Annotated in this window: 22 protein-coding genes; 5 read left to right on the top strand and 17 right to left on the bottom strand. The window is 63.4% G+C overall.

The window, feature by feature from the left end:
* Window positions 1-7: 7 nt before the first annotated feature.
* Window positions 8-898, bottom strand: a complete 891-nt coding sequence (gene hemF, locus ACSR1C_RS02825) for an oxygen-dependent coproporphyrinogen oxidase (RefSeq protein WP_460257796.1) — start codon at window positions 896-898, stop codon at window positions 8-10.
* A 139-nt stretch (window positions 899-1,037) separates the two neighbouring features.
* Between hemF and ACSR1C_RS02820 the strand changes: the two genes are divergently transcribed.
* Window positions 1,038-1,427 (top strand): hypothetical protein, encoded by a 390-nt coding sequence (locus ACSR1C_RS02820; RefSeq protein ID WP_460257795.1) that lies wholly within the window; start codon window positions 1,038-1,040, stop codon window positions 1,425-1,427.
* Here the strand turns inward: ACSR1C_RS02820 and ACSR1C_RS02815 are convergent.
* The 3 genes from ACSR1C_RS02815 to clpS are packed head-to-tail and all read right to left on the bottom strand — an operon-like array spanning window position 1,424 to window position 3,636.
* Complete coding sequence (locus tag ACSR1C_RS02815; RefSeq protein ID WP_460257794.1) at window positions 1,424-2,233, bottom strand: SDR family NAD(P)-dependent oxidoreductase; 810 nt, start codon at window positions 2,231-2,233, stop codon at window positions 1,424-1,426. The genes ACSR1C_RS02820 and ACSR1C_RS02815 overlap by 4 nt on opposite strands.
* Before the next feature lie 40 nt (window positions 2,234-2,273).
* Complete coding sequence (locus ACSR1C_RS02810; RefSeq protein ID WP_460257793.1) at window positions 2,274-3,275, bottom strand: class I SAM-dependent methyltransferase; 1,002 nt, start codon at window positions 3,273-3,275, stop codon at window positions 2,274-2,276.
* Between the two features lie 19 nt (window positions 3,276-3,294).
* Complete coding sequence (clpS, locus tag ACSR1C_RS02805) at window positions 3,295-3,636, bottom strand: ATP-dependent Clp protease adapter ClpS (RefSeq protein ID WP_460257792.1); 342 nt, start codon at window positions 3,634-3,636, stop codon at window positions 3,295-3,297.
* Window positions 3,637-3,769: 133 nt separating this feature from the next.
* Between clpS and ACSR1C_RS02800 the strand changes: the two genes are divergently transcribed.
* Together ACSR1C_RS02800 and ACSR1C_RS02795 are read left to right on the top strand one after the other, a co-directional pair.
* A complete protein-coding gene (locus ACSR1C_RS02800; RefSeq protein ID WP_460257791.1) occupies window positions 3,770-4,471 on the top strand; it encodes an HAD family hydrolase in 702 nt (233 codons plus the stop codon).
* Between the two features lie 231 nt (window positions 4,472-4,702).
* The gene (locus tag ACSR1C_RS02795; RefSeq protein ID WP_460257938.1) at window positions 4,703-6,127 is read left to right on the top strand and encodes a D-alanyl-D-alanine carboxypeptidase family protein; all 1,425 of its coding nucleotides are present in this window, start codon (window positions 4,703-4,705) and stop codon (window positions 6,125-6,127) included.
* A gap of 26 nt (window positions 6,128-6,153) precedes the next feature.
* On the opposite strand, the gene ccoS is transcribed toward ACSR1C_RS02795, so the two are convergent.
* From ccoS to ccoN, 8 genes are all read right to left on the bottom strand, one after another.
* Window positions 6,154-6,312 carry a cbb3-type cytochrome oxidase assembly protein CcoS gene (gene ccoS / locus ACSR1C_RS02790; RefSeq protein WP_460257790.1) on the bottom strand — a complete coding sequence of 53 codons (159 nt, stop codon included), beginning with the start codon at window positions 6,310-6,312 and terminating at the stop codon, window positions 6,154-6,156.
* 5 nt (window positions 6,313-6,317) lie between these two features.
* Window positions 6,318-8,507, bottom strand: a complete 2,190-nt coding sequence (locus ACSR1C_RS02785; RefSeq protein WP_460257789.1) for a heavy metal translocating P-type ATPase — start codon at window positions 8,505-8,507, stop codon at window positions 6,318-6,320.
* 2 nt (window positions 8,508-8,509) lie between these two features.
* Entirely contained in the window at window positions 8,510-8,968 is a 459-nt protein-coding gene (locus ACSR1C_RS02780; protein ID WP_460257788.1) for a FixH family protein, read from the bottom strand.
* Window positions 8,965-10,395 carry a cytochrome c oxidase accessory protein CcoG gene (gene ccoG, locus ACSR1C_RS02775; RefSeq protein ID WP_460257787.1) on the bottom strand — a complete coding sequence of 477 codons (1,431 nt, stop codon included), beginning with the start codon at window positions 10,393-10,395 and terminating at the stop codon, window positions 8,965-8,967. Before ccoG ends, ACSR1C_RS02780 begins: the two co-directional genes overlap by 4 nt.
* 263 nt (window positions 10,396-10,658) lie before the next feature.
* A complete protein-coding gene (gene ccoP / locus ACSR1C_RS02770; protein ID WP_460257786.1) occupies window positions 10,659-11,528 on the bottom strand; it encodes a cytochrome-c oxidase, cbb3-type subunit III in 870 nt (289 codons plus the stop codon).
* The gene (locus ACSR1C_RS02765; protein ID WP_460257785.1) at window positions 11,525-11,734 is read right to left on the bottom strand and encodes a cbb3-type cytochrome c oxidase subunit 3; all 210 of its coding nucleotides are present in this window, start codon (window positions 11,732-11,734) and stop codon (window positions 11,525-11,527) included. Before ACSR1C_RS02765 ends, ccoP begins: the two co-directional genes overlap by 4 nt.
* Window positions 11,735-11,744: 10 nt before the next feature.
* The gene (gene ccoO, locus ACSR1C_RS02760) at window positions 11,745-12,470 is read right to left on the bottom strand and encodes a cytochrome-c oxidase, cbb3-type subunit II (protein WP_460257784.1); all 726 of its coding nucleotides are present in this window, start codon (window positions 12,468-12,470) and stop codon (window positions 11,745-11,747) included.
* 11 nt (window positions 12,471-12,481) lie between these two features.
* Window positions 12,482-14,080 (bottom strand): cytochrome-c oxidase, cbb3-type subunit I, encoded by a 1,599-nt coding sequence (ccoN, locus tag ACSR1C_RS02755; protein ID WP_460257783.1) that lies wholly within the window; start codon window positions 14,078-14,080, stop codon window positions 12,482-12,484.
* A 202-nt stretch (window positions 14,081-14,282) separates the two neighbouring features.
* Between ccoN and ACSR1C_RS02750 the strand changes: the two genes are divergently transcribed.
* The gene (locus tag ACSR1C_RS02750) at window positions 14,283-15,122 is read left to right on the top strand and encodes a universal stress protein (RefSeq protein WP_460257782.1); all 840 of its coding nucleotides are present in this window, start codon (window positions 14,283-14,285) and stop codon (window positions 15,120-15,122) included.
* Window positions 15,123-15,149: 27 nt separating this feature from the next.
* Here ACSR1C_RS02750 and fnrL read toward each other — a convergent pair whose 3' ends face one another.
* Window positions 15,150-15,896 (bottom strand): transcriptional regulator FnrL, encoded by a 747-nt coding sequence (gene fnrL / locus ACSR1C_RS02745; RefSeq protein ID WP_460257781.1) that lies wholly within the window; start codon window positions 15,894-15,896, stop codon window positions 15,150-15,152.
* A gap of 63 nt (window positions 15,897-15,959) precedes the next feature.
* Between fnrL and hemN the strand changes: the two genes are divergently transcribed.
* Window positions 15,960-17,315 carry an oxygen-independent coproporphyrinogen III oxidase gene (hemN, locus tag ACSR1C_RS02740; RefSeq protein ID WP_460257780.1) on the top strand — a complete coding sequence of 452 codons (1,356 nt, stop codon included), beginning with the start codon at window positions 15,960-15,962 and terminating at the stop codon, window positions 17,313-17,315.
* On the opposite strand, the gene ACSR1C_RS02735 is transcribed toward hemN, so the two are convergent.
* From ACSR1C_RS02735 to ACSR1C_RS02720, 4 genes are read right to left on the bottom strand one after another with little or no spacing between them, the layout of a single operon-like run.
* Complete coding sequence (locus tag ACSR1C_RS02735) at window positions 17,312-18,922, bottom strand: ABC transporter ATP-binding protein (protein WP_460257779.1); 1,611 nt, start codon at window positions 18,920-18,922, stop codon at window positions 17,312-17,314. The two genes, hemN and ACSR1C_RS02735, sit on opposite strands and share 4 nt — an antisense overlap.
* Window positions 18,919-20,028 (bottom strand): ABC transporter permease, encoded by a 1,110-nt coding sequence (locus tag ACSR1C_RS02730; RefSeq protein ID WP_460257778.1) that lies wholly within the window; start codon window positions 20,026-20,028, stop codon window positions 18,919-18,921. The genes ACSR1C_RS02735 and ACSR1C_RS02730 overlap by 4 nt, the downstream gene beginning before the upstream one ends.
* Window positions 20,029-20,030: 2 nt before the next feature.
* Window positions 20,031-21,179, bottom strand: a complete 1,149-nt coding sequence (locus tag ACSR1C_RS02725; protein WP_460257777.1) for a microcin C ABC transporter permease YejB — start codon at window positions 21,177-21,179, stop codon at window positions 20,031-20,033.
* Between the two features lie 23 nt (window positions 21,180-21,202).
* Entirely contained in the window at window positions 21,203-23,107 is a 1,905-nt protein-coding gene (locus ACSR1C_RS02720; protein WP_460257776.1) for an extracellular solute-binding protein, read from the bottom strand.
* Window positions 23,108-23,281: the final 174 nt, after the last annotated feature.

Genomic DNA, 23,281 nt, shown 5'->3' with positions numbered 1-23,281 from the left:
GCGCGACTCAGACCCATTTCGCCAGCGGCGGCAGGCTCATCAGCACCGCATTGGCGTCATGGCCGGTTTCCAGCCCGAACTTGGTGCCCCGGTCATAGACCAGATTATATTCCGCATAGAGCCCGCGATGGATCAGTTGCGCCTCTTTGTCGGCCTCGGTCCACGGCATGTTGCGCCGCTTTTCGGTGATCGGCAGGAAGGCCGGCAGGAACGCGCGGCCCACATCCTGAATAAAGGCGAAATCCGCCTCCCAGTCGCCGGTGTTGTGATCGTCCAGAAAGATGCCGCCCACACCGCGCGCCCGGCCCCGGTGCGGAATGAAGAAATACTCATCCGCCCAGGCCTTGAAGCGCGGGTAATAGGCGGGATCGTGGCGGTCGCAATGCTCTTTCTGCACCGCGTGGAAATGGGCCGTATCCGCATCATATTCGATGCAGGGGTTCAGGTCGGACCCGCCGCCGAACCACCAGGCATGGGGCGTCCAGAACATCCGGGTGTTCATATGCACCGCCGGGCAGTGCGGGTTCTGCATATGCGCCACCAGGCTGATCCCCGACGCCCAGAAGCGCGGATCGTCGGCCATGCCGGGAATGCCCCGCGCGGCCATCGCCTTTTGCGCCCGCGCGCCAAGCCGGCCATAGACCGTGGACACATTCACGCCCACCTTTTCGAACACCCGGCCACCGCGCATCACACTCATCAGCCCGCCGCCGGCATCCGATCCGTCCTCGGACGTGCGGGTGGTATTCGTCACCTCGAACCGGCCCGCGGGCAGGGCGGCAAAGGGGCCTTCGGTCTGGCTGTCCTCCAGCGCCTCGAAGGCGGCCACGATCTGATTCCGCAAGTCGCGAAACCAGGCTGCCGCGCGCACCTTGCGGTCGTCGAATTGATCGCTCATCCGGGGTCCTCCGTCCATTTGGCGAAGGGCCTAGCAGGTTTGGCATAGCCTCGCCAGCCTTGCACCGCAGCCAGCGATCGGATTTGTGCCGGCGCGGCGGCGGCCCTATAGTCGGCGCAAACCGTCAAAGGATCCCGCCATGCGCCGCCTTGCCCTTGCCCTGCTCTTGCCGCTTGCCGCCTGCGCCACCCCGCGCCAGCAATGCGAACGCGCCGCGACCGAAGATCTGCAGGTGGTCAGTGCCCTGATCGTGGAAATCGAACAGAATCTGGCCCGCGGCTATGCGATCGATCGCGAGGTGCGCGAGCGGCCGCATGTGCAGTTCTGCTATGGGAACCATCGGGATGACGATCACGTCGGCATCGTCTTTTGCAACACCACCGAAACCTATGTGGTGGAAAAGCCGGTCGCGATCGACGTGGCCGCCGAGCAGGCGAAGCTGACCGCGCTGCAGGCCAAGCGGACCGAGTTGAAGCAGCAGGCGCTTCAGGCGCTGGCGATCTGCGACGCGAAATACCCCGAAGGTTAATGCGCCGGGGCGCCCACCGGATCAAGCAAGGTGCGCCCGCCATCCACGGTCATGATCTGCCCGGTCATGAACCGCGCGCCGTCCGAGGCAAGGAACTGCACCGCCTCGGCCACTTCGCCGGGCTCGGCGATCCGCGCCAGCGGGGTGTGATCCTTGATATCCGCGCGGTAATCCGAATGTTCCTTCAGCGCGCTGTTCAGGCTGGTGCTCAGCACCGAGCCGAAGGCCACCGCGTTCACCCGGATGCGATGCGGCGCCAGCGCCACCGCCAGCGAGCGCGTCATCTGATCCAGCGCGGCGCAACTGACCGAATAACCCAGCAGATCGGAATGGGTGCGCCGTGCCGCGATCGACGACAGGTTGACGATGGCGCCCACGGTGCCCTCTTCCTGCCCGGTCTCCTCGGCCTGTTTGATCATCCGCCGGGCGACACACTGGCTCAGCCGCAGGCTGGTCAGCAGGTTTTGCTCCAGCAACTGCTCTACCGCGTCGTCATCGGGGTTCAGCGGATCGGACGGGATCATCTGGCGGCTGGCATTGACCAGGATATCGACCCGCTCGAACGCATCCAGCGTGGCCGACAGCAGATTGGCGATGGTCAGACGTTCGCGCAGATCACCGGCGAAATAGCGGATATTGCCTTCGGTCGCGGCCTCTTCGGACACTTCATCCAGCAGCCGCGACTCGTCCATATCGGCGAACATCACATTCGCGCCCTGATCGGCGAAATGCCGGGCAATGGCCAGACCCACGCCATTCGCGGCACCGGTAACGATGGCGGTCTTGCCTGCGATCGAAAAACTCATGGGCTAAGCTCCTGATTCTCAATGGACAGGTTAGAGCGTTTCAGCGCGTCCGGCGACCCGCCGCAAGGGGGCGCGCCGCATGAAGGATCTTGAACCCCGCATCGCCTGCCACCTCTTCAACATCGCGGAACAGCGCCGCAAGGCTGCGCTCATAGGGCAGGTGCCGGTTTGCCACAAGCCAAAGCTGCCCGGCCGGGGTCAGCATCCGCGCGGCCGCCGTCAGGAATGCCACACCAAGCGCCGGGTCGGCGGCGCGGCTGGTGTGGAACGGCGGGTTCGTCACGATCACGTCAAAGGGCTGCTCGGGCGTGAACATGGTGGCATCGGCCCAGTGGAACCGGGCGCGCGGATCGTCGATATTGGCACGCGCACAGTCCAGTGCCGCATGTTCGGCCTCGATCAGGTGCATTTCGGTGATGCCGTCACGGGTCAGCGCCCGCGCCGCCAGATAGCCCCAGCCCGCGCCCAGATCGGCCACCCGGCCCTTGATCGCGGCCGGCAGCGCGTCGGCCAGCAAGGCCGAGCCCCGATCCACCGCATCGGCGGAAAACACCCCCGGCGCGGTGCAAAACCCGCCCGGCAGTTGCGTGCCCCCGACCGCCCAATCGGCGAATGCCCCGGGGGCGGCGGTCAGGGCGAAAATCTTGCCATGCGCCTTTGACAGGGGGGCGCCGACATCGGCCCGCGCGCGGCACTCTTTCAACAGGCTGTCGATCCCGTCGGTCTTTTGCCCGTCCAGCAAAACCGGCCCGCCCCCGACCAGCGCCACGGCCTGCGCCACCAGCGCACGGGCCTCGGCCTTGGCACGGGGCACAAAGATCAGCGCGGCGGCAAAGGCCTCCTCGGGCGCGACCGAACAGCGATAGCCGCGCGCGGCCCAGGCGTCGTGATCGGGCTTGAAGCCCTGAATGATCTGCACCCGCTCTTTCGGCAGGGCCGACAGGTCGGTATCGGCGCGGGGGCGGAACACGGCAATCGGCCCGGCATCCGGCAGGATGACGGCCCCGGTTTCCACAGCAAGGGAGAGACGGCTTTCACGCATGATACAGGCGGGCGGCGCCCTATTCCTTTTCCATCGTGCATTGCAGCGGGTGCTGGTGGCGGCGGGCGAAATCCATCACCTGGGCCACTTTGGTTTCGGCCACCTCGAAGGAGAACACGCCGATCACGGCCAGCCCCTTCTTGTGCACGGTCAGCATCAGCTCGAACGCCTGCGCGTGGCTCAGCCCGAAGAACCGTTCCAGCACATGCACGACGAATTCCATCGGCGTGTAGTCGTCGTTCAGGATCAGAACCTTGTAAAGCGGCGGCCGCTGCGTCTTTGGCCGCGTCTTGGTGATGACGCTGGCGTCATCATCGCTTTGGTCCTTCTTGTCGGACAGGGTGACGGGTCGGAAGGTCAATACAGACGGGCTCCGCGTGTTTCGGATGGTTTCGGTTCGACGCCACATATATATGGCGCACGGGTCCTCTGAAAAGGGGGCGGGCACGCCGAAGGCCCGCCATCGGCCCCAACTGGCAAGGAGCAACGCCCAAATGGCCCCAAAGCTGACGACAATCGGCTTCGATGCGGATGACACGCTGTGGCAGAATGAACAGTTCTTCCGCATGACCCAGGAGCGATTCGCCGAATTGCTGGCCGATTTCGCCGAGCCCGATCACCTGCATGAACGGCTGCTGGAGGCCGAGAAGCGCAACCTGGGCCATTATGGATTCGGCGTGAAGGGCTTTGTCCTGTCGATGATCGAGACGGCGATCGAGGTGACCGATGAACGTGTCCCCGCCGCCATCATCGGACAGCTGCTGGCGGCCGGGCAGGACATGCTGCGCCACCCGATCGAACTGTTGCCCCATGCGCGCGACGCAGTGGAAGCACTGGCCGGCGACTATCGGATCCTTCTGATCACCAAGGGCGATCTGCTGGATCAGGAACGCAAGCTGGCGCAGTCCGGTCTGGGCGAGCTGTTCGATGGGGTCGAGATCGTCAGCAACAAGACCCGCGCGGTTTATGACGAGATTTTCAGCCGCCACGGCGACGGCGCGCAGCGGGCGATGATGGTCGGCAATTCGCTGCGGTCCGACGTGATCCCCGCGATCGAGGCCGGCGCCTGGGGCATTTATGTGCCGCACGGCCTGACCTGGGCGCTGGAACATGCCGAACCTCCAATTATGCAAAACCGCTATCGCGAACTTTCCGACCTTGGCGCGTTGCCGCCGCTGGTGCGCGCCGTGGGGTGACATGTTGTGGATGCTCGGCCCCCTATCCCTACATATGGACCACCCTTAAGAAGCACAGCTAAACGCCTTGAAATTAGGGTATTTTCTGACCTCTTGGGTTGTGCTACGCTGTCCGTAACGAAAAAGGCCGACCCGGAAAACCGGGCGGTATGAGGCAGACAGAAGGCAAGCGCCGTGCAGATTTTCCGGCACTACGTCCGTTATGGGCTGATATTCGTCATTTTGGCATTGATGGCCACGGCTCTGCCGATGTGCGCTGTGGCGGCGCCCTATGCGGCCATTGTGATCGACGCCCGCACCGGCGAGGTTCTGCATTCGCGCAATGCCGATACCCGGCTGCATCCGGCCTCGCTGACCAAGATGATGACCCTCTATATCGCGTTCGAGGCGGTCGAGAATGGCGAGATTTCCCTTGATACCGACGTGCGAATTTCCCAAAAGGCCGCGGCAGAGCCGCCCTCGAAACTAGGCCTGCGCGCCGGGCAGACGATAAAGCTGCGCTATCTGATCCGGGCGGCGGCGGTGAAATCGGCCAATGACGCGGCCACCGCCATCGGCGAGGCGATCGAGGGCAGCGAGGCCGCCTTTGCCCGCCGCATGAACCGCACCGCCACGGCCCTGGGCATGAGCCGCACCACCTTCAAGAACGCCAATGGCCTGACCGAAGAGGGCCACCTGTCGACCGCGCGGGACATGACCACGCTGGGCCGGCACCTGTTCTTCGACTACCCCGAGTATTACAATCTGTTTTCGCGCGTCACCACCGATGCCGGGATCAAGACGGTCGCCAGCTCGAACCGGCGGTTCCTGTCCAGCTACAAGGGCGCGGACGGGATCAAGACCGGCTATACCCGCGCCGCCGGCTTCAACCTCGTGGCGTCGGCCGAGCGCGGCAATGAACGGATTATCGCAACCGTGTTCGGCGGCCGCTCTTCTGCCTCGCGCAATGCTCAGGTGGCCGAGTTGCTGGATCTGGGCTTCAGCCGCGCGCCCACCCGGGTGGCGACACGCGCGCCGAACCGCCCCGCCTATGCCGGCCATGTGGGCGGCGGGGGGGCGTCTGCGGGCAAGACCATCCGCCTTGTCACGACGGTCAATCCTGCGGCGCGGCCGCGACCGCGGCCCGGTCTGACCCCGGCCGCACCGCCCGAAGAGCTGCTTGTCGCAATGCAAAGCGATATCCGCGATGCCGTGGAACAGGCGATTGCAGTCCCCGAAGAAAAGGTCGCGCCCGACGCCGCCCCCGCACCGAAGCCCGCCCCCGAACTCATCGCGGTTGCGACCGCTCCTGCCCCGGCGGCCCCCAGCCCCGTCGAAAAGATGCTGCCCAAACCGCGCCCCGAAGGTCTGACCCTTGCCTCGCTCCCGCAGGGCAGCGACACGGCACAGGAGGTCGTGATCCGCGTTTCGACCTCTGGCGGGCGGCATTGGGGGATCAATGTAGGGCGCTACAATACCCGCTATCAGGCCGAGCGGGTGCTGCTGAAAACCGCGCTCAAGGAACTGGGCACGCTGGATGACGCGCTACGCAAGGTGAACCCGACCAGCCGCGGGTTCGATGCGAATTTCGTGGGGATGACCCAGGATCAGGCGGCCCAGGCCTGTCTGCGGCTGACTGCAACCGGCACCGACTGCACCCCGTTCGGCCCGTCCTGAGCCGCACGCCCGGCCCCGACCCCGGCTCAGGGTTTCGGCTTGTCGTCCCAATCGTCGCTGAGGATGCGCTGGCTGTCGCCTTCGGGGTCGTCGAACTGTTTGCTCCGCAACGCCCAGAAGAACGCCGCCAGCCCCAGCCCGCCCAGAAACAGCGAGATCGGGATCAGATAGACCAGCATTTCCATCGGGGTTACCTCAGCCGCAATGCGTTGAGCGAGACGGTAATCGAAGACGCCGACATCGCCAAGGCCGCCGCCAGCGGCGTGGCCAGCCCGATCACGGCGATGGGCACCGCGATCATGTTGTAACCAGCGGCGATGGTGAAGTTTTCCTTGATCCGGCGGGTGGCCTTGCGGGCAGTTACGGTTGCCTCGCCCAGCGGCGCCAGATCCTTGCCCAGCAGCACGATATCGGACGCCACCCGCGCCGCATCCAGCGCTGTGGCGGGCGAGATCGACACATGCGCCGCGGCCAGCGCGGCGGTATCGTTCAACCCGTCACCCACCATCAGCACGCGGCGCCCGGCATCGCTTTGCGCCTGTACGAACGCCGCCTTGTCCTGCGGCAGGGCCCCGGCCACCCAATTGTCAATGCCCAGCCGGCGGGCCAGATCGGCCACCGGGCCAGGCGCGTCGCCCGACACCAGGTGCACCGCCATACCCTGCGCCTTCAGCGCGGCCACGGCGGTTTCCGCGCCGGGGCGCAGGCTGTCGGCGAAGGTGAACTCGGTGGGCACCGCATCGCCGATACGCAGCCAGGCCGCCGTGGTCCGTCCGGTTTCAGCGCTCAGCCAGGTGGCGCGGCCAAAGCGCACCGTATTCCCCGCCAGCGTGCCCTCGACCCCATAGCCGGGCACCTCATGCACATCGGTGACACGGGCAGGTTTGATCCCGGCGGCGCGGGCGGCCGTGGTCAGCGCCACGGCCAGCGGATGCGCCGATCCGGCGGCCAGCCCCAGTGCCACCTCCAGATCGCGGCGGGGATGGTCGCCCAGATTTGTGGGCTCGGGCGCGCCAAGGGTCAAGGTGCCGGTCTTGTCGAACACCACGGTATCGACCTCGGCCAGACGTTCCAGCGCGGTGCCGTCCTTGATCAGCATCCCGCGCTTGAACAACCGGCCCGACGCCGCGGTGGTGACCGCAGGCACCGCCAGCCCCAGCGCGCAGGGACAGGTGATGATCAGAACCGCCACCGCGACATTCAACGCCAGCCGCATGTCGCCACCAGACATTACCAGCCAGCCGATAAAGGCCGCCAGCGAGATCAGATGTACCCCCGGCGCATAAATCCGCGCGGCCCGGTCGGCCAGCGAGGTATAGCGGTTCCTGGAACTTTCGGCGATCGCCACCAGATCGGCCATGCGGTGCAGCGAACTGTCCTCGCCCGCCGCCGTTACCCGCACCTCCAGCGGGCCGGTCAGGTTGACCTCGCCCGCGCAGACCGCCGTGCCCTCGCCCGCGAAGGCGGGCAGGGTTTCGCCGGTCAGAAGCGAGCGGTCGATTTCCGACTGCCCCGCCACGATCACACCGTCCACCGGTACCCGCGCACCGGGTTTGACCCGCACGATATCGCCCACCGCCAGTTCGGAAATCGCCACGACCTCTTCGCCGCCCGCAGCAAGGCGCAACGCGCGCGGCACTTCGAGCGCGGCCAGCTCTTCTGCGGCGGAACGGGCCACGGCGCGGGTCCGGTGATCCAGATACCGCCCCGCCAACAGGAAAAAGGTCAGCGACAGCGCCGCGTCGAAATAGGCATGTTCGCCCGATTGCATCGTCTCATACAGCGACATGGCCCCGGCCAGCAGGATCGCCAGCGAGATCGGCACATCCATGTTCAACCGCGCGGCCCGCAGCGCCGACCAGGCATTGCGAAAGAAGGGTTGCGCCGAAAACGCGATGGTGGGCAGCGCGATCGCCGCCGAAACCCAGTGGAACAGATCGCGCGTGGCATCTGCCGCCCCCGACCAGACCGCCACCGACAACAGCATCACGTTCATCATCGCGAACCCGGCCACGGCCAGCCGCATCAGGATGTCGCGCCCGGCCCGGTCGGTCGCGGTGGCCGAAATCACGCCGGCGTCCAGCTCGTGCGCCTCGTATCCCAGCCGGTCCAGCGCGCCGATCAGCGCCTCGGCGGTCACGTCCGGGTCGGCCTCGACGCTGACGCGCTTCAGCGTCAGGTTCACCCGGGCCGCGCGCACACCAGGCTCAGCCGCCAGCCCGCGCTCCACCGCCGAGATACAGCCCGCGCAATGGATCGTCGGAAGCGACAGCAGCAGCCGTGCCTCGACCGGTTCATTGGCCCGGGCCAGATCCTCGGCCGCGGGGGCCACCGCGCAGGCCGGACAGGCCGAAGGTCGTTGCGGAAAGGCTGCCGTCATGGCTATCCCTTGACGAAAAGTTCCAGACGCTGGCGGAAGGGCGTGCCGTCATCCGCCACCGCCTCGACCAGCATCATCCATTTTCCGCGCCCCAGTTCGACCGGGGCGCTGTAGTGCCCGGCATAGCCGGTGAATTCGGGGCGGATGTCATCGCGCGCCTCGGTCGTGCGCCCCACAAGGACGGTAAAGTCCTTTGGCGTGACCTGACTGCCGTTTTCCTGCCGGAAAGCAACGGTCAGCGTGCCGTCTGCATAGCCGCTGTCGATCACCCAGCCCAGCCCTTCCTGGGCGTCCCGGCGGGTGTCGAACTCCTGACTGGCGACATAGGAATTCTTGACCTCAAGCCCCGGAAAGGTGTCCACCGCCATGAAGGCCATGGTCAGATTCACCGCGATCACCACGGCAAAGGCAGAGACCGTGATGAACAGAACCTTGCGACCGGTCAGGGGTTTGTCGCTCATTGTCCTCTCCCGTTGAAAACGGTGTCGCTATAGGCGCGTTCCTGCGCGATCGGATCTTCGACCCAAAGCCGCAGCTCGGTGCGCGCCGCCTGCGCGGCATCGCTGTGCGGTGGGGCGGTGATATAGACCCGCTGCAGCTTGGTCGCGTCGGCGGGCACGATAACAGTATGATCCTGCGATCCTTCCAACGCCACACCGAATGGCGCATCGGCGGTCACCTTGATGCTGAATGCGCGATCCTCGCCCTGTTTGTTGCGCAACCGCACGTCATAGGTGTTGCGGATCGTGCCGTCGGACAGGGTGACGAAGGTCGGGTTGCGCACCGGCGACACCGTCAGGTCGATGTCAGACCGGATGAACAGCGCCACCAACAGGCCGATCCCCACTGCCGACCACAGGGCAGTGTACAGGATGGTGCGGACCCGGAACACATGCTTCCAGATCGATTTCGGCGCGATGCCGGCACGTTCGCGCGGCTCGTCGGTCAGGGCCATATAGTCGATCAGCCCGCGCGGCTTTCCGATCTTGGCCATCACGTCGTCGCAGGCGTCGATACACAGCGCGCAGGTGATACAGGCAAGCTGCTGCCCGTCGCGGATGTCGATCCCCATCGGGCAGACGTTGACGCAGGCGTTGCAGTCGATGCAATCGCCAAGCTGATCGGCATCATTGGCCTTGCGGTGCTTGCCACGCGGTTCGCCGCGCCAGTCGCGATAGGCGACGGTGAGCGTGTCCTCATCCATCATCGCGGCCTGAATCCGCGGCCAGGGGCACATGTAGATGCAGATCTGCTCGCGCATAAAGCCGCCGAAAACGAAGGTGGTCAGCGTCAGCACCAGCACCGTGCCATAGGCCACGGGATCGGCACTGAAGGTCGCCAGATCCTTCAACAGGGTCGGCGCGTCGGCAAAGTAGAATACCCAGGCACCGCCGGTGGCCACCGCGATCAGCAGCCACAGCACCCATTTGGTGATCCGCAACCGCGCCTTGCGCGCGCTCCACGGCGCGTTCCACAGCTTCACGCGCTTGTTGCGGTCGCCCTCGATCCAGCGTTCGACCAGAATGAAAAGATCGGTCCAGACCGTCTGTGGGCAGGTATAACCGCACCAGACCCGGCCCAGCGCCGAGGTGAACAGGAACAGCCCCAAGCCCGCCATGATCAGCAGCCCGGCCACGAAATAGAATTCGTGCGGCCAGATTTCGATCCAGAACATGAAGAAGCGCCGGTTCGCCAGGTCAATCAGAACCGCCTGATCCGGCAGGTTGGGGCCACGATCCCATCGGATCCACGGCATCAGGTAATAGACGCCCAGCGTCAGCGCCATGATCCACCACTTGAGGGTGCGGAATTTACCACTGACACGACGCGGGAAAATCGGTTCGCGGGCGGCATAGAGTTGTTCGGGATGGTCTTCGGTCGAGCTCACGGAATCACTCCGGCTTCCTATTCGCAGATTACGCCCTTGTGGCAGGGGCGGGGGGTGCGCTTCCTTGACGTGGATCAAACCTATCTGACAAATACAGGAATATCCCGATACGGCGCGAATGGGACGCGGAACGGGAAAATCTCTGCACTGGACGCAAACGGTTCGATTTCGTAGAAAATAAGCACCGGCCCCCTGGAAACGCGCGAACAGGATGGGGACCGGTGCTCTCAACCAAGGGCCTTGCAGGGCCCCCGGAAGCCGTTTTACTCGCCGCCGCCAAGCTGGTGGACGTAGGTGGCCACGGCGCGAATGTCAGACTCGCTCAGACGTGCCTGCCAAGTGGGCATCACGCCGAAGCGGGCATTTGTAACTGTTTCGGTCAGCGCATCGACATCACCGCCATACAGCCAGATCGCATCCGTCAGGTCCGGCGCGCCCTGGAAACGGTCGCCGGTGCCATCGTCCATGTGGCAGGCGGCGCAGTTGTCGAGGAACACAGTCTCGCCTTCGGTGACCAGCGCGGCGTCGAAGTCCTGACCCGAAAGCTTGCGCACATAGTTGACCACCTGCGGAATCTGCTCGGGCTCCAGGATTTCGCCGAATTTCGGCATTTCCGAATAGCGGGCGTCTTCGTCCTGCTCATTCCGGATGCCATGCGTGATGGTCAGGTGGATGTCTTCGATCGTGCCGCCCCACAGCCAGTCATCGTCCAGCAGGTTGGGATAACCCGACGCCTGAACCCCGGCCGCGCCCGACCCGTGGCACTGGGCGCACCAGGTCTGAAAGACGGCGGCCCCGGCATTGACCGAATAGTTCATCAGTTCCGGGTCGGCGGCGATCTCTGTCAGTTCGGCATTGACCAGCTTGGCCTCGGTCGGGGCATTGATCGCGTCGAAGTGCTGAATTTCCTCGGCCACGTTGGCGCGGGTCGAATAACCCAGGATGCCGGGCGTTGCGGCCTTGAGCAGCGGCCAGGCCGGATAGGCGATCGTGTAAAGCAGCGCATAGACGATGCAGGCATAGAAGGTCCACAGCCACCAGCGCGGCAGCGGGTTGTTGAACTCTTCGATCCCGTCCCAGGAATGGCCGGTGGTTTCGACCTCGCCCGGCTTTTTGTTGTTTTCGGTGCTCATGTCCGCGCCTCCTTGATATGCGCGCCGTTTTCATCGTCGTCGCAGGCGGGTTTCTTCTCATGGCGGAACGGGATGTTCGCGCTGTCCAGGTGCTCGGCCGTGCTGCCGGGGCGGAACGCCCAGACAATCACGCCGACAAAGAACACCGACAAAACCAGCAACGCCCAACTGTCGGCGAATTCGCGAAGCAGGGAATAGGTATCCATCTTCCCCTCCTTATCGGTTCGCCACGGGCTCGAAGGTCGAAAAATCGACCAGCGTGCCCAGCATTTGCAAATAGGCGATCAGCGCGTCCATCTCGGAGATCCCCGGCGCACCGTCGAAATTGCGCACCTGCGCGCCCGGATAGCGTTCCAGCAGGCCGTCGGTATCGCCCCAAGGGTCGATCTGCACCGCAAAATCGGCCGCTGCGCTTTCCATCATCTCGTCCGTATAGGGCACCCCGACCATGCGGTTGGTGCGCATCGTGTCCTCGATGTATTTGCCGTCGATCATCTTGCGCTCCAGGAACGCATATTTCGGCATCACCGATTCCGGCACCACCGACTGCGGGTCGCGCAGATGGTCCACATGCCATTCGTCCGAATAGCGGCCACCGACGCGGGCCAGATCCGGCCCGGTCCGCTTGGACCCCCACTGGAACGGATGATCATACATCGACTCGGCCGCCAGGCTGTAATGGCCGTACCGCTCCACCTCGTCACGCATCGGGCGGATCATCTGGCTGTGGCAGACATAGCAGCCTTCGCGCACATAGATGTTGCGCCCTTCCAGCTCCAGCGGCGAATAGGGCCGCACGCCTTCGACCTCTTCGATGGTGTTTTCGAGGTAGAAGAGCGGCGCGATTTCCACGATCCCGCCAATGGTCACAACCAGAAAGCTGAAGACCAGAAGCAGCGTTGCGTTCTTCTCGATGATTTTATGTTTGTCGAGGATACCCATTGCTATCTTCCTTACTCAGCCGGGGCCGCAAGCGGGGCTTCGGCCTTGGCCGGCGCCGCGGATACGGTTTTCCACAGGTTGTAGCACATGATCAGGCCGCCGGTGACGTAGAGCACACCACCCAGGGCGCGAACCACATACATCGGGAACTTGGCCGCCACGGTGTCGGCGAACGAGTTCACCAGGAAACCCTGCGCATCGACTTCGCGCCACATCAGGCCTTCCATGATGCCCGACACCCACATCGACGAAGCGTAGAGCACGATGCCGATGGTCGCGAGCCAGAAGTGCCACGAGACCAGCGACAGGCTGTACAGCCGCTCACGGTTCCACAGGCGCGGGGTCAGGAAGTAAAGCGCGCCGAAGGTGATCATGCCGTTCCAGCCCAGCGCGCCGGAATGCACGTGGCCAATGGTCCAGTCGGTGTAGTGCGACAGGCTGTTGACCGCCTTGATCGACATCATCGGGCCCTCGAACGTGGACATGCCGTAGAAGCCGACGGACACCACCATCATGCGGATGATCGGATCGGTGCGCAGCTTGTCCCACGCGCCCGACAGCGTCATCAGACCGTTGATCATCCCCCCCCAGGACGGCATCCACAGCATGATCGAGAACACCATGCCCAGCGTCGAGGCCCAGTCGGGAAGTGCTGTGTAATGCAGGTGGTGCGGACCGGCCCAGATATACAGGAAGATCAGCGCCCAGAAGTGGATGATCGACAGTTTATAGGAATAAACCGGGCGTTCGGCCTGTTTCGGCACGAAGTAATACATCATCCCCAGGAAGCCCGCAGTCAGGAAGAAGCCCACGGCGTTATGGCCGTACCACCACTGCGTCATGGCGTCCTGCACCCCGGCAAAGACCTGTACCGACTTGGAGCCGAAGATCGACACCGGGATCGACAGGTTGTTGACCACATGCAGCATGGCGATGGTGACGATGAAGCTCAGGTAGAACCAGTTCGCCACGTAGATGTGCTTTTCCTTACGCTTGAAGATCGTGCCAAGGAAAACAATCAGATACGTCACCCAGACGATGGTCAGCCACAGGTCCACATACCATTCGGGCTCGGCATATTCCTTGGATTGGGTGGCGCCCAGCAGATAGCCGGTGGCGGCCAGCACGATGAACAGGTTATAGCCCCAGAAGACGAACCAGCCGGCGTTGCCGCCCCACAGCCGCGCCGCCGAGGTACGCTGGACCACGTAGAAGGATGTGGCGATCAGGGCGTTGCCCCCGAACGCGAAAATCACCGCCGAAGTGTGCAGCGGCCGCAACCGGCCGAAATTCGCATATCCCGCGGCCCAGTCGAAGTTGAGCACCGGAAAGGCCAGCTGAAACGCGATGAACGTCCCCACCGCAAAACCGATAACCCCCCAGAAACACGTCGCGATGACGCCGGCCCGGACGACACCGTCCAGATAGCTGCCGGTATCGACGGCCTTTGCTTCCCCTGTGCCGCGCACTGTCCATACGAACAGACCGGCGGCTACCAGCATCACGATTATCGCGTGAACCTGATAGGCAACATCACGGGCGTAGTTCGCTGCAATCGCGGCAAGCACCGCAATCACACCGTATACGACCATTTTCGCATAGTCCCACATCCTGCATCCCTTCACCGTTCCCATCCCGATTCGTTGCGGGATGAGTCAATTTTTCACGTTTTCGGTATGGCTGGCGTGTCTGGTGACCGCCTTGATCCATGTCAAAGCCACTATGCGCAAGGCTTGATCTTGGTCAAAGCTGTCGACATGTCGCAGGGCTAGTATGCCCCTAATGTCGACGCGAACCCAAAGGAGCTCTCCGGTGGCTTACAAAACGATACTTACGATTGTGACCAGTCCCGACCTGACCAAGGCGGCGTTGGACTCGGCGATTGCGCTGGCGGGGCGTGAGGATGCCCACCTCGATATTCTGTGCCTTGGCGTAGATCGCACTCAGACCGGCTATTACTATGCCGGAGCGAATGCGATGCTGTTGCAGGAAACCCTGCAACGGGCGCAGGAAGATGCCGCCGCGACCGAAGCGGCCGTGGCAAAGCGCATGGCGTCGGAAACGATACGCTGGGCGTCCGAGGCCGTCGTGGCGCAAATCGCCGGCCTGGCGCATCTGGTGGCACAGCGCGCCCGCTTCTCGGATCTGGTGGTGATGCCGAAACCTTACGGCGAAGGCCGTGGGGTCGAAGATGAAGCCGCGGTCGAGGCGGCGCTGTTCGACGGCAAGGTGCCGGTGCTGATCATGCCCGACAAAGCCGATGTGAACACGATCGGCGAACGCGTGGTGATCGCCTGGAACCAAAGCACCGAGGCGCTGACGGCGGTGCGGTCGGCCCTTCCCCTGTTGCAGGCTGCCGATATGGTGAACATCACCGTGATCGACCCGCCGCAGCACGGGCCCGATCGGTCCGATCCCGGCGGGCTGGTGTCGCAGATGCTGGGGCGCCATGGCGTGAAGGCGGAAATTTCGGTGCTGGCCAAGACCATGCCGCGTGTAGCGGATGTTCTGGACCGCCATGTCAAGGACATCAGCGCCGATATGGTGGTGATGGGGGCCTACGGCCATTCGCGCTTCCGCGAGTCGATCATGGGCGGCGCGACCCGCAACATGCTGGAAAACACCTCGGTCCCGGTGCTGATGGCGCATTGATCGGGTAAAAACGGGTCGGCGGCGGTGTCAGGTCAGGATGCCGCCGTCGGTGTCGTCGCCGGTTTCGTCCATCAGACGGTCCATGTCGGGCACGGTCACGTGGCGCTTGCCCTCCAGTTCGATCACGCCGTCGCGCTTCAACGCCGAAATCTGGCGGCTGACGGTTTCCAGCGTCAGGCCCAGATAATCGGCCATCGCTTCGCGCGTCAGCGGCAGGTTGAACACGATCTTTCCCGATGACGTGGTCAGGTTCAGCGTCGCGTCGCGCCGGGCGATGATGGCCAGAAGGCTGGCGATCTTCTCGCGCGCGGTCTTGCGGCCCAGCAGCAACATCCATTCGCGCGCGGTGTCCAGTTCATCCAGCGTCATTTCCAGCAGGCGCTGGCCGATATGCGGGGTGCGGATCATCAGCTCTTCGAACGGTTTCTTCCGGAAACAGCACATCGTCAGGCGGGTCGTCGCAACCACATCATAGGCGGCGTGGTCGCGCCCGGGGCGCCCCACGAAATCCGACGGCAGCAGCAGTCCCACCATCTGGGTCCGGCCATCTTCCATTGCCTGGGTCAGGGTGGCGATACCTTCGACCACAGAGGCCACGAAATCCATCTTGTCGCCCGACCAGATCACGGTCTGCCCGGCCTCGAAGCTGCGGTAATATTTCATTTCCTCAAGGAATTGCAGTTCGTCCTGCTCACAGCGGGCACAGACGGCCCGGTGGCGGATCGGGCAGTTGCCGCATTCCACATGGGTCAAAGACATATCCTGCACAGCCATATCGGACTTCTTTTTTGATTTCGATCAAAGTTCAACGCGCCACTCCTCCGTAGACGTAGGCCAATGAGCAACGAATCGCAACTCGCACGGCTTGGTCTATTTGACGCGCGTGTGCCAAGGTACACCAGTTACCCGACGGCACCAAACTTTTCCGTGTCAGTGGATACTGCCGACTTTTCAGGCTGGATCGACCGGATTCCGCCAGGATCGCCCATTTCCCTTTACATCCATGTGCCGTTTTGCCGTCGGCTGTGCTGGTTTTGCGCCTGTCGCACACAGGGAACGCGGTCGGATTCGGTGGTCCGGACCTACCTTGATACGCTGAAGGCCGAGATTGCGGCACTCGGTCGCGCCTTGCCCGACGGGGTGCGGCTGTCGCGGCTGCACTGGGGGGGTGGCACGCCGACGCTGCTGTCCGCCGACATGATGCGCGAGTTGGCCGACGCGATCTTCGCGGTGGTGCCGATGGGCGCAGGGGCCGAATTCTCGGTCGAGATCGACCCGAATGAAATCGACGCCGAGCGGCTGGACGCACTGGCCGCCGCCGGGATGAACCGCGCCTCGATCGGGGTGCAGGATTTCAACCCCGAAATCCAGTCGGTCATCGGTCGGATCCAAAGCTATGACGTGACCCGCAAAGCCGCCGACATGATCCGCGAGCGCGGGGTCGAAAGCCTGAATGCCGACATCCTGTTCGGCCTGCCGCATCAGACCAATCAGCGGGTCGCCGAAAGCGTGCAAAAGCTGCTGTCGCTGTCGCCCGACCGGGTGGCGCTGTACGGCTATGCGCATGTCCCCTGGATGGCCAAGCGCCAGCAGATGATCCCGTCCGACGCGCTGCCAACCCCCGAAGAACGGCTAAGACTGTTCGAAACCGCCCGGCGGCTGTTCCTGTGGGACGATTACCACGAAATCGGCATCGACCATTTCGCGCGCGCGGGTGATGGGCTGGAAGTGGCGCAGCGCAGCGGGCATCTGCGCCGCAACTTTCAGGGCTATACCGACGACACCGCCGAGGTGTTGATCGGGCTGGGTGCCTCGTCGATCTCGAAGTTTCCGCAAGGCTATGCGCAGAACCTGTCGGCCACGTCGGATTACACCGCCCGGATCCGCGAGGGCAGCTTTGCTACCGGGCGCGGCCACGTCTTCACCGAAGACGACAAGCTGCGCGGCCGCATGATCGAGGCGCTGATGTGCGATTTCCGCATTGACGCCACCGAGATGAAAGAGCGGTTCGGCATCGCGGACGACAGACTTCAATCCCTGTTCGCCGAGGTCGCCGCGAAATTTCCCGGCGTGGTCGAACTGTCATCGGACGGGTTCGCCATACCGTCCGATAACCGCCCCCTGACCCGGATGATCGCGCGCGGCTTCGACGCCTATGCCCTGTCGAAAGCGGGGCACAGTTCGGCGATCTAGGTGCCCAGCGCCTGCCCCGGTTTCAGGTCGAACGCCGCTTCCATCAGGGTGCGGGTATAGTCGCTTTGCGGATTGGTAAAAATCGTGGCGCTGTCGCCCGTCTCGACCACATCGCCCTGTTTCATCACGATCACCTTATGGGCCAGCGCGCGCACCACTTTCAGATCGTGGCTGATGAACAGATAGGCCAGCCCGTGTCGGCGCTGCAGATCGCGCAGCAATTCGACGATCTGCACCTGCACCGTCATATCCAGTGCCGAGGTGGGCTCGTCCAGCACCAGCAGCTTGGGCCGCAAAATCATCGCCCGCGCAATGGCGATGCGCTGGCGCTGGCCGCCGGAAAACTCGTGCGGATAGCGGTGCATCAGCGACGGGTCCAGCCCCACCTCGATCAGGATATCGGCCACCAGTTGGCGCCGGTCCTGCCCCGGTTCCAGCCCGTGCACGCCCAGCCCCTCGGCCACCACCTGCTCGACAGTCATCCGCGGCGAGAGAGAGCCGTAAGGATCCTGAAACACGATCTGCATGTCGCGCCGCAACGGGCGCAGCTGGCGCGACTTCCAACCCTGAATATCGTGGCCCGCGAAATGGATTCCGCCGGTGGAAGAGATCAGCCGCATGATCGCCAGTGCCAGCGTGGTCTTGCCCGATCCGCTTTCACCGACAATGCCCAGCGTTTCGCCGGCGCGCACCGAAATGCTGGCCTCGTTCACCGCCTTCACATGGCCCACCACACGCCGCATCAGCCCGCGCTGGATCGGAAACCAGACCCGCAGCGCATCGGTGCGCACGACCTCCTGCGCCTGTGCGGCCACCGGATCGGGCAGGCCCGCGGCCTCGGCCGCCAACAGCTTTTGGGTATAGGGGTGCTGCGGATTGGCAAAGATCGCGTCGGTCCGGCCGGTCTCGACGATCTCGCCATCCTTCATCACGCAGACCCGGTCGGCGATCTTGCGCACGATGCCAAGGTCATGGGTAATGAACAGCAGGCTCATCCCCTCTTCGCGTTTGAGATCGGCCAGCAGGGCCAGGATCTGCGCCTGGATGGTCACATCCAGCGCGGTTGTAGGTTCGTCAGCGATCAGCAGGTCCGGCCCGTTGGCCAGCGCCATGGCGATCATCACCCGCTGCCGCTGCCCCCCCGACAACTGATGCGGATAGGCGCCAAGGCGGCTTTCGGGGTCGCGAATACCGACCTTTTCCAGCAGCTCCAGAATCCGTACGCGCACCGCCGGGCCGGTCAGCCCCTGATGCAGCTGGATGCTTTCGGCCAACTGCTTTTCCAGCGTATGCAGCGGGTTGAGCGAGGTCATCGGCTCTTGAAAGATAAAGCTGATATCGTTGCCGCGCACCTTGCGCAGCGTGGCCTTGTCGGCGCCGACCATCTGCGCGCCGCCATAGGTGACAGACCCCGACACGGTCGCGCTTTCGGGCAGCAAGGACACCGTGGACAACGCCGTGACCGACTTACCCGAGCCGCTTTCGCCGACCAGCGCCACGGTCTCGCCCTGCCCCACATCGAAAGAGACACCGTTGACGGCGACATGATCCTTGCCGTCCTGGCGGAAGCTGACCACCAGATCCCGAACCTCCAGCACACCGCTCATTGAAACGTCTTTCTGGGGTCGAACGCATCGCGCACCCCCTCGAAGATGAACACCAGAAGCGACAGCATGATCGCGAAGGTGAAGAACGCGGTGAAGGCCAGCCAGGGCGCCTGAAGGTTCTGTTTGGCCTGCAACGCCATCTCGCCCAGGCTGGGGGCCGAGGAGGGCAGCCCGAACCCGAGATAATCAAGCGACGCAAGCGTGCCGATCGTGCCGGTGATGATGAAGGGCAACAAGGTCAGGGTGGCCACCATCGCATTGGGCAGCATGTGGCGGAACATGATCGTGATGTTGTTGACCCCAAGCGCGCGGGCCGCGCGGACATATTCAAGGTTGCGCGCGCGCAGGAATTCGGCGCGCACCACGCCCACCAGCGCGGGCCAGCCGAACAGCGCGGTCAGAAACGCCAGCAGCCAGAAACTGCGCCCCAGGATCGCGAACAGGATGATGATGATGTAAAGCTGCGGGGTCGAGGTCCAGATCTCGATGATCCGCTGAAAGATCAGATCGACCCAGCCACCGAAAAACCCCTGCACCGCGCCCGCGACGATGCCGATGGCCGAGGCCACGCTGGTCACGATGATGGTGAACAGGATCGACAGCCGAAAGCCATAGATCACCCGCGCCAGCACATCGCGCGCGGTGTCGTCGGTGCCCAGCAGGTGATCGCCGTCAGGGGCCGAGGGTGCGGTGCCGCCGATATCGTTGATCGTGCCATAGCTGTAGGGGATCGGCGGCCAAAGCGCGAAGCCCTTTTCGATTGCCGTGCCGTCGATCACACCGTCCCCGGCATCCTCGATCAGCGCCTCGGGGTCGTCCCAGCACTCTGGCAGGCCGCCGGTCACGATCAGGCACTTCACCTCGATGTCGCGATACACCGCCTCGGTCCGCAGATCGCCGCCAAAGGTGGTTTCGGGATAGAAATTATAGACCGGAAAGAAGCTCTCGCCGCGATACCGCACGAAGATCGGCTTGTCGTTGGCCAACACTTCGGCGAACAGCGACAGGCCGAACAGCACCGCGAAGATGATCAGCGACCAATAGGCCCGGCGGTTGCGGGTGAAGTTGCGCCAGCGGCGTTGATTGAGCGGGGACAGGACAGGCATTGTCAGGTCTCCCGGCTTTCAAAGTCGATCCGCGGATCGACCAGCACATACATCAGATCCGACAAAAGCCCGACCAGAAGCCCGATCAGCCCGAAAACATACAGCGTGGCGAAGATCACCGGGTAATCGCGCGCCACCGCGGCCTCGAACCCCAACCGGCCAAGACCGTCCAGCGAAAAGATCGTCTCGATGATGATCGACGAGCCGAAGAAGACGGAAATGAACAGGCCCGGAAACCCCGCGATGACGATCAGCATCGCGTTGCGGAACACATGGCCGTACAGCACGGCCTTTTCGCTCAGCCCCTTGGCGCGGGCGGTGATGACATATTGCTTCTTGATCTCGTCCAGGAACGAGTTCTTGGTCAGCAGCGTCAGCGTGGCAAAGCTGGAAATGGTCGAGGCGGCCACCGGCAGGGTGATGTGCCAGAAATAGTCGGCGATCTTGCCCAACAGGCTCAAATCCTGCCACCCGTCCGAGGTCAGGCCGCGCAGCGGGAACCATTTGAAATAGGACCCGCCGGCGAACAGCACGAGCAGCAGCACCGCAAACAGAAAGCCGGGGATCGCATAGCCCACGATGATCGCGCCGCTGGTCCAGGTGTCGAAGCTCGACCCGTCCTTGACTGCCTTGCGAATGCCCAGCGGGATCGAGATCAGATAGGCGATCAACGTCGACCACAGGCCCAGCGTGATCGACACCGGCATCTTTTCAAGCACCAGATCGATGACGGACACCGAGCGGAAGTAGCTTTCGCCGAAATCGAAGGTGGCATAGTTGCCGATCAGGATCAAAAAGCGCTCGACCATGCCGATCGGCTGTTTTTCGCACCCCGGCGCTTCGATGTCGGGGGGGCCGGTATAGCCTTCGGCACAGACGATCCGGGCAAAGCCCATCTCGATTTCAAGCTGGTCCAGAAACTCAGGCGGCAGGCCGCGCGCGCCCAGATAGCGTTCCTCCTGGCTGCTCTGGGCCACATCGCTGCCTGATCCGGCGAACCCCTCGAACACATCGCCCCCGCCCTGCATCTGGGCGATGATCTGCTCGATCGGCCCGCCGGGCACGAATTGCGTCAACGCGAAATTGATGATCATGATCCCCAGAAGCGTGGGGATGATCAGCAACAATCGCCGGAAAATATAGGCGCCCATAAGGTATTCGCTGCTCGTTTCTTTCAGAAGGCCCCGGCGGTCTTCAGCTTTTCTGCCTTGTCGGCGTTGTACCACCAAAAATCCAGATACCCCAGATCATATGGGGGCAACGGATCGGGGTATTCATACATATCGTAATACGCGACCCAGTAATTCGCCTTGTACCAGGTCGGCACGACAAAGCGTTCGGCCCGGAACAACCGGTCCAGCGCCTTGGTGGTCACCTTGAAATCCTCGCGCGTCTTGGCGGCGATCAGCTTTTTCATCAGCTTGTCCGCCGCCTCGTTCGCAAACCCGGCCGGGTTGAACAGGCTATAGGCGGCATCGGCCGATCCGAACCGCTGTTCCATTCCCAGGCCGGGCACAAGGTTGGTGCCATACTGATCAAGGATCATGTCATAATCGCGGGCGCGCTGGCGGTTGGTGAACTGCGACGAATCCACCTGGCTGAACGAGGCGTCGACGCCAAGCCGCTTCAGATTGTCGACATAGGGCAGCGCGATACGTTTCACGACCGGGCTTTCGTCAAGGATCTCGACGCTCAGCACCTCGTTCCGGGCATTGCGGCGCAACCCGTCCTCGCCAGCTATCCAGCCTGCCTCGTCCAGCAGATCGCCGGCGCGCCGCAGGTTGCGCCGGTCAAGCTGTCGGTCGCCGGATGTATGCGCCATCACCACCGGTTCGGTCAGAAGCGACGGATCGATCAGATCGCCCAGCGATTTCAGCAACTCCAGCTCGGCCCCTTCCGGCACGCCTTCGGCCCCCAGATCGCTGTTTTCCCAGAACGAGTTCCGCTGCTGGAACAGGCCGAACTGCAGGGTCTTGTTGGTCCATTCGAAATTGTACATCAGGCTCAGGGCCTCACGCACCCGAACATCCTGAAATTTTTCCTGTTCCAGATTGAAGATGAAGCCGGCCGCCGGGGGCAGATTGCCGTCGGGCAACTCGGTCTTGATCACCAGTCCTTTCTGGACCAGCGGAAAATCATAGCCCGTCGCCCAGGTTTTCGAACTGTCCTCGACCCGCAAGGTATAGGCCCCGGCCTTGAACCCTTCCAGCGCGGCGATGCTGTCGCTGAAATACTCGACCCGGATCCGGTCGAAATTGTTGCGGCCCCGGTTGATGGGCAGATCGTTGCCCCAATAGTCGGGATTGCGGCGATAGACGATCCGCCGGTTGATTTCATAGCTGTCAAGAAGGTACGGGCCCGATCCCATCACCTGATCCAGGCTGCTTTCGTCCAGCCGCGCGCCGGTGTCCTCGAACCACTTTTTCGACATCACGGGATTGGACCCCATCTGGCTGATCAGCCCGTCGCGCGGAACGTCCGGCCGGAAGGTGAATTTCACCCGGTGCGGCCCCAGTACCTCGGCCGATTCCACCAGTTTCTTGATCGCTTCCCGGTAAGACGGAAACGCCTGTTCCAGCAGCAGATCAAAGGTGAACTTCACATCCTCTGCGGTGATCGGCGTGCCGTCGGAAAACCGCGCCTCGGGGCGAAGATTGAAAATGACCCAATCCTGACTTTCGGGGTATTCCAGGGTTTCCGCGACCAGGCCATAAGAGGTGCCCGGCTCATCCGCCACATCGATCATCAGCCGTTCGATCGAGATGCTGGAAAGCTGCCCGGCACGGCCCTTGCGCGAAAACGGATTGAAACTGTCGAACGTGCCCGGCGCCCAGATCGAGATCTCTCCGCCCTTCGGCGCATCGGCGTTCACATAGTCGAGATGCGTGAAATCGGGCCCGTATTTCAGCTCGCCGAAGGTCGAATACCCATGCGACTTTATGATGTGCTCCTCGGCGCGTGCGAACAGCGCCGACCACAGCAAGGCAAGCATGAAGACTGTTGCAACCAGCGCCAGGTGCGTCGTCGTCCGGCGCGTCGGGCAAAGCGAAACGGCGTGGACGGCATGGGTCTTGGTCATCAAGGTCCTCCTGTCTGGGCGGGTCGTGTCGTGGGGCCGGGCGCGGTCACGCCGTTGTCACACACGCTAACGGGCCTGCCGCAGCTTGTTCAAGTTGAGATTCCGTGAACGCCGGTGATCGCCCATGAAAAAGGGCCACCCTTTCGGGGCGGCCCTGAAATCCATGCGGTGATA

This window comes from Actibacterium sp. D185-2 (assembly GCF_054954595.1).
The sequence above is the reverse complement of the archived record's forward strand: the minus strand, read 5'-3'. Positions and strand labels throughout refer to the sequence as shown.

Coding starts and splice junctions, on each gene's coding strand:
- ccoP (WP_460257786.1), bottom strand. CDS start 11,528: ATGAGCACCGAAAACAACAAAAAGCCGGGCGAGGTCGAAACCACCGGC.
- ccoN (WP_460257783.1), bottom strand. CDS start 14,080: ATGTGGGACTATGCGAAAATGGTCGTATACGGTGTGATTGCGGTGCTT.
- ACSR1C_RS02725 (WP_460257777.1), bottom strand. CDS start 21,179: ATGGGCGCCTATATTTTCCGGCGATTGTTGCTGATCATCCCCACGCTT.
- hemF (WP_460257796.1), bottom strand. CDS start 898: ATGAGCGATCAATTCGACGACCGCAAGGTGCGCGCGGCAGCCTGGTTT.
- hemN (WP_460257780.1), top strand. CDS start 15,960: ATGAGCAACGAATCGCAACTCGCACGGCTTGGTCTATTTGACGCGCGT.
- ACSR1C_RS02820 (WP_460257795.1), top strand. CDS start 1,038: ATGCGCCGCCTTGCCCTTGCCCTGCTCTTGCCGCTTGCCGCCTGCGCC.
- fnrL (WP_460257781.1), bottom strand. CDS start 15,896: ATGGCTGTGCAGGATATGTCTTTGACCCATGTGGAATGCGGCAACTGC.
- ccoO (WP_460257784.1), bottom strand. CDS start 12,470: ATGGGTATCCTCGACAAACATAAAATCATCGAGAAGAACGCAACGCTG.
- ACSR1C_RS02795 (WP_460257938.1), top strand. CDS start 4,703: ATGGCCACGGCTCTGCCGATGTGCGCTGTGGCGGCGCCCTATGCGGCC.
- ACSR1C_RS02735 (WP_460257779.1), bottom strand. CDS start 18,922: ATGAGCGGTGTGCTGGAGGTTCGGGATCTGGTGGTCAGCTTCCGCCAG.
- ACSR1C_RS02785 (WP_460257789.1), bottom strand. CDS start 8,507: ATGACGGCAGCCTTTCCGCAACGACCTTCGGCCTGTCCGGCCTGCGCG.
- ccoS (WP_460257790.1), bottom strand. CDS start 6,312: ATGGAAATGCTGGTCTATCTGATCCCGATCTCGCTGTTTCTGGGCGGG.
- ACSR1C_RS02815 (WP_460257794.1), bottom strand. CDS start 2,233: ATGAGTTTTTCGATCGCAGGCAAGACCGCCATCGTTACCGGTGCCGCG.
- ACSR1C_RS02730 (WP_460257778.1), bottom strand. CDS start 20,028: ATGCCTGTCCTGTCCCCGCTCAATCAACGCCGCTGGCGCAACTTCACC.
- ACSR1C_RS02800 (WP_460257791.1), top strand. CDS start 3,770: ATGGCCCCAAAGCTGACGACAATCGGCTTCGATGCGGATGACACGCTG.
- ACSR1C_RS02780 (WP_460257788.1), bottom strand. CDS start 8,968: ATGAGCGACAAACCCCTGACCGGTCGCAAGGTTCTGTTCATCACGGTC.
- ACSR1C_RS02720 (WP_460257776.1), bottom strand. CDS start 23,107: ATGACCAAGACCCATGCCGTCCACGCCGTTTCGCTTTGCCCGACGCGC.
- ACSR1C_RS02810 (WP_460257793.1), bottom strand. CDS start 3,275: ATGCGTGAAAGCCGTCTCTCCCTTGCTGTGGAAACCGGGGCCGTCATC.
- ACSR1C_RS02765 (WP_460257785.1), bottom strand. CDS start 11,734: ATGGATACCTATTCCCTGCTTCGCGAATTCGCCGACAGTTGGGCGTTG.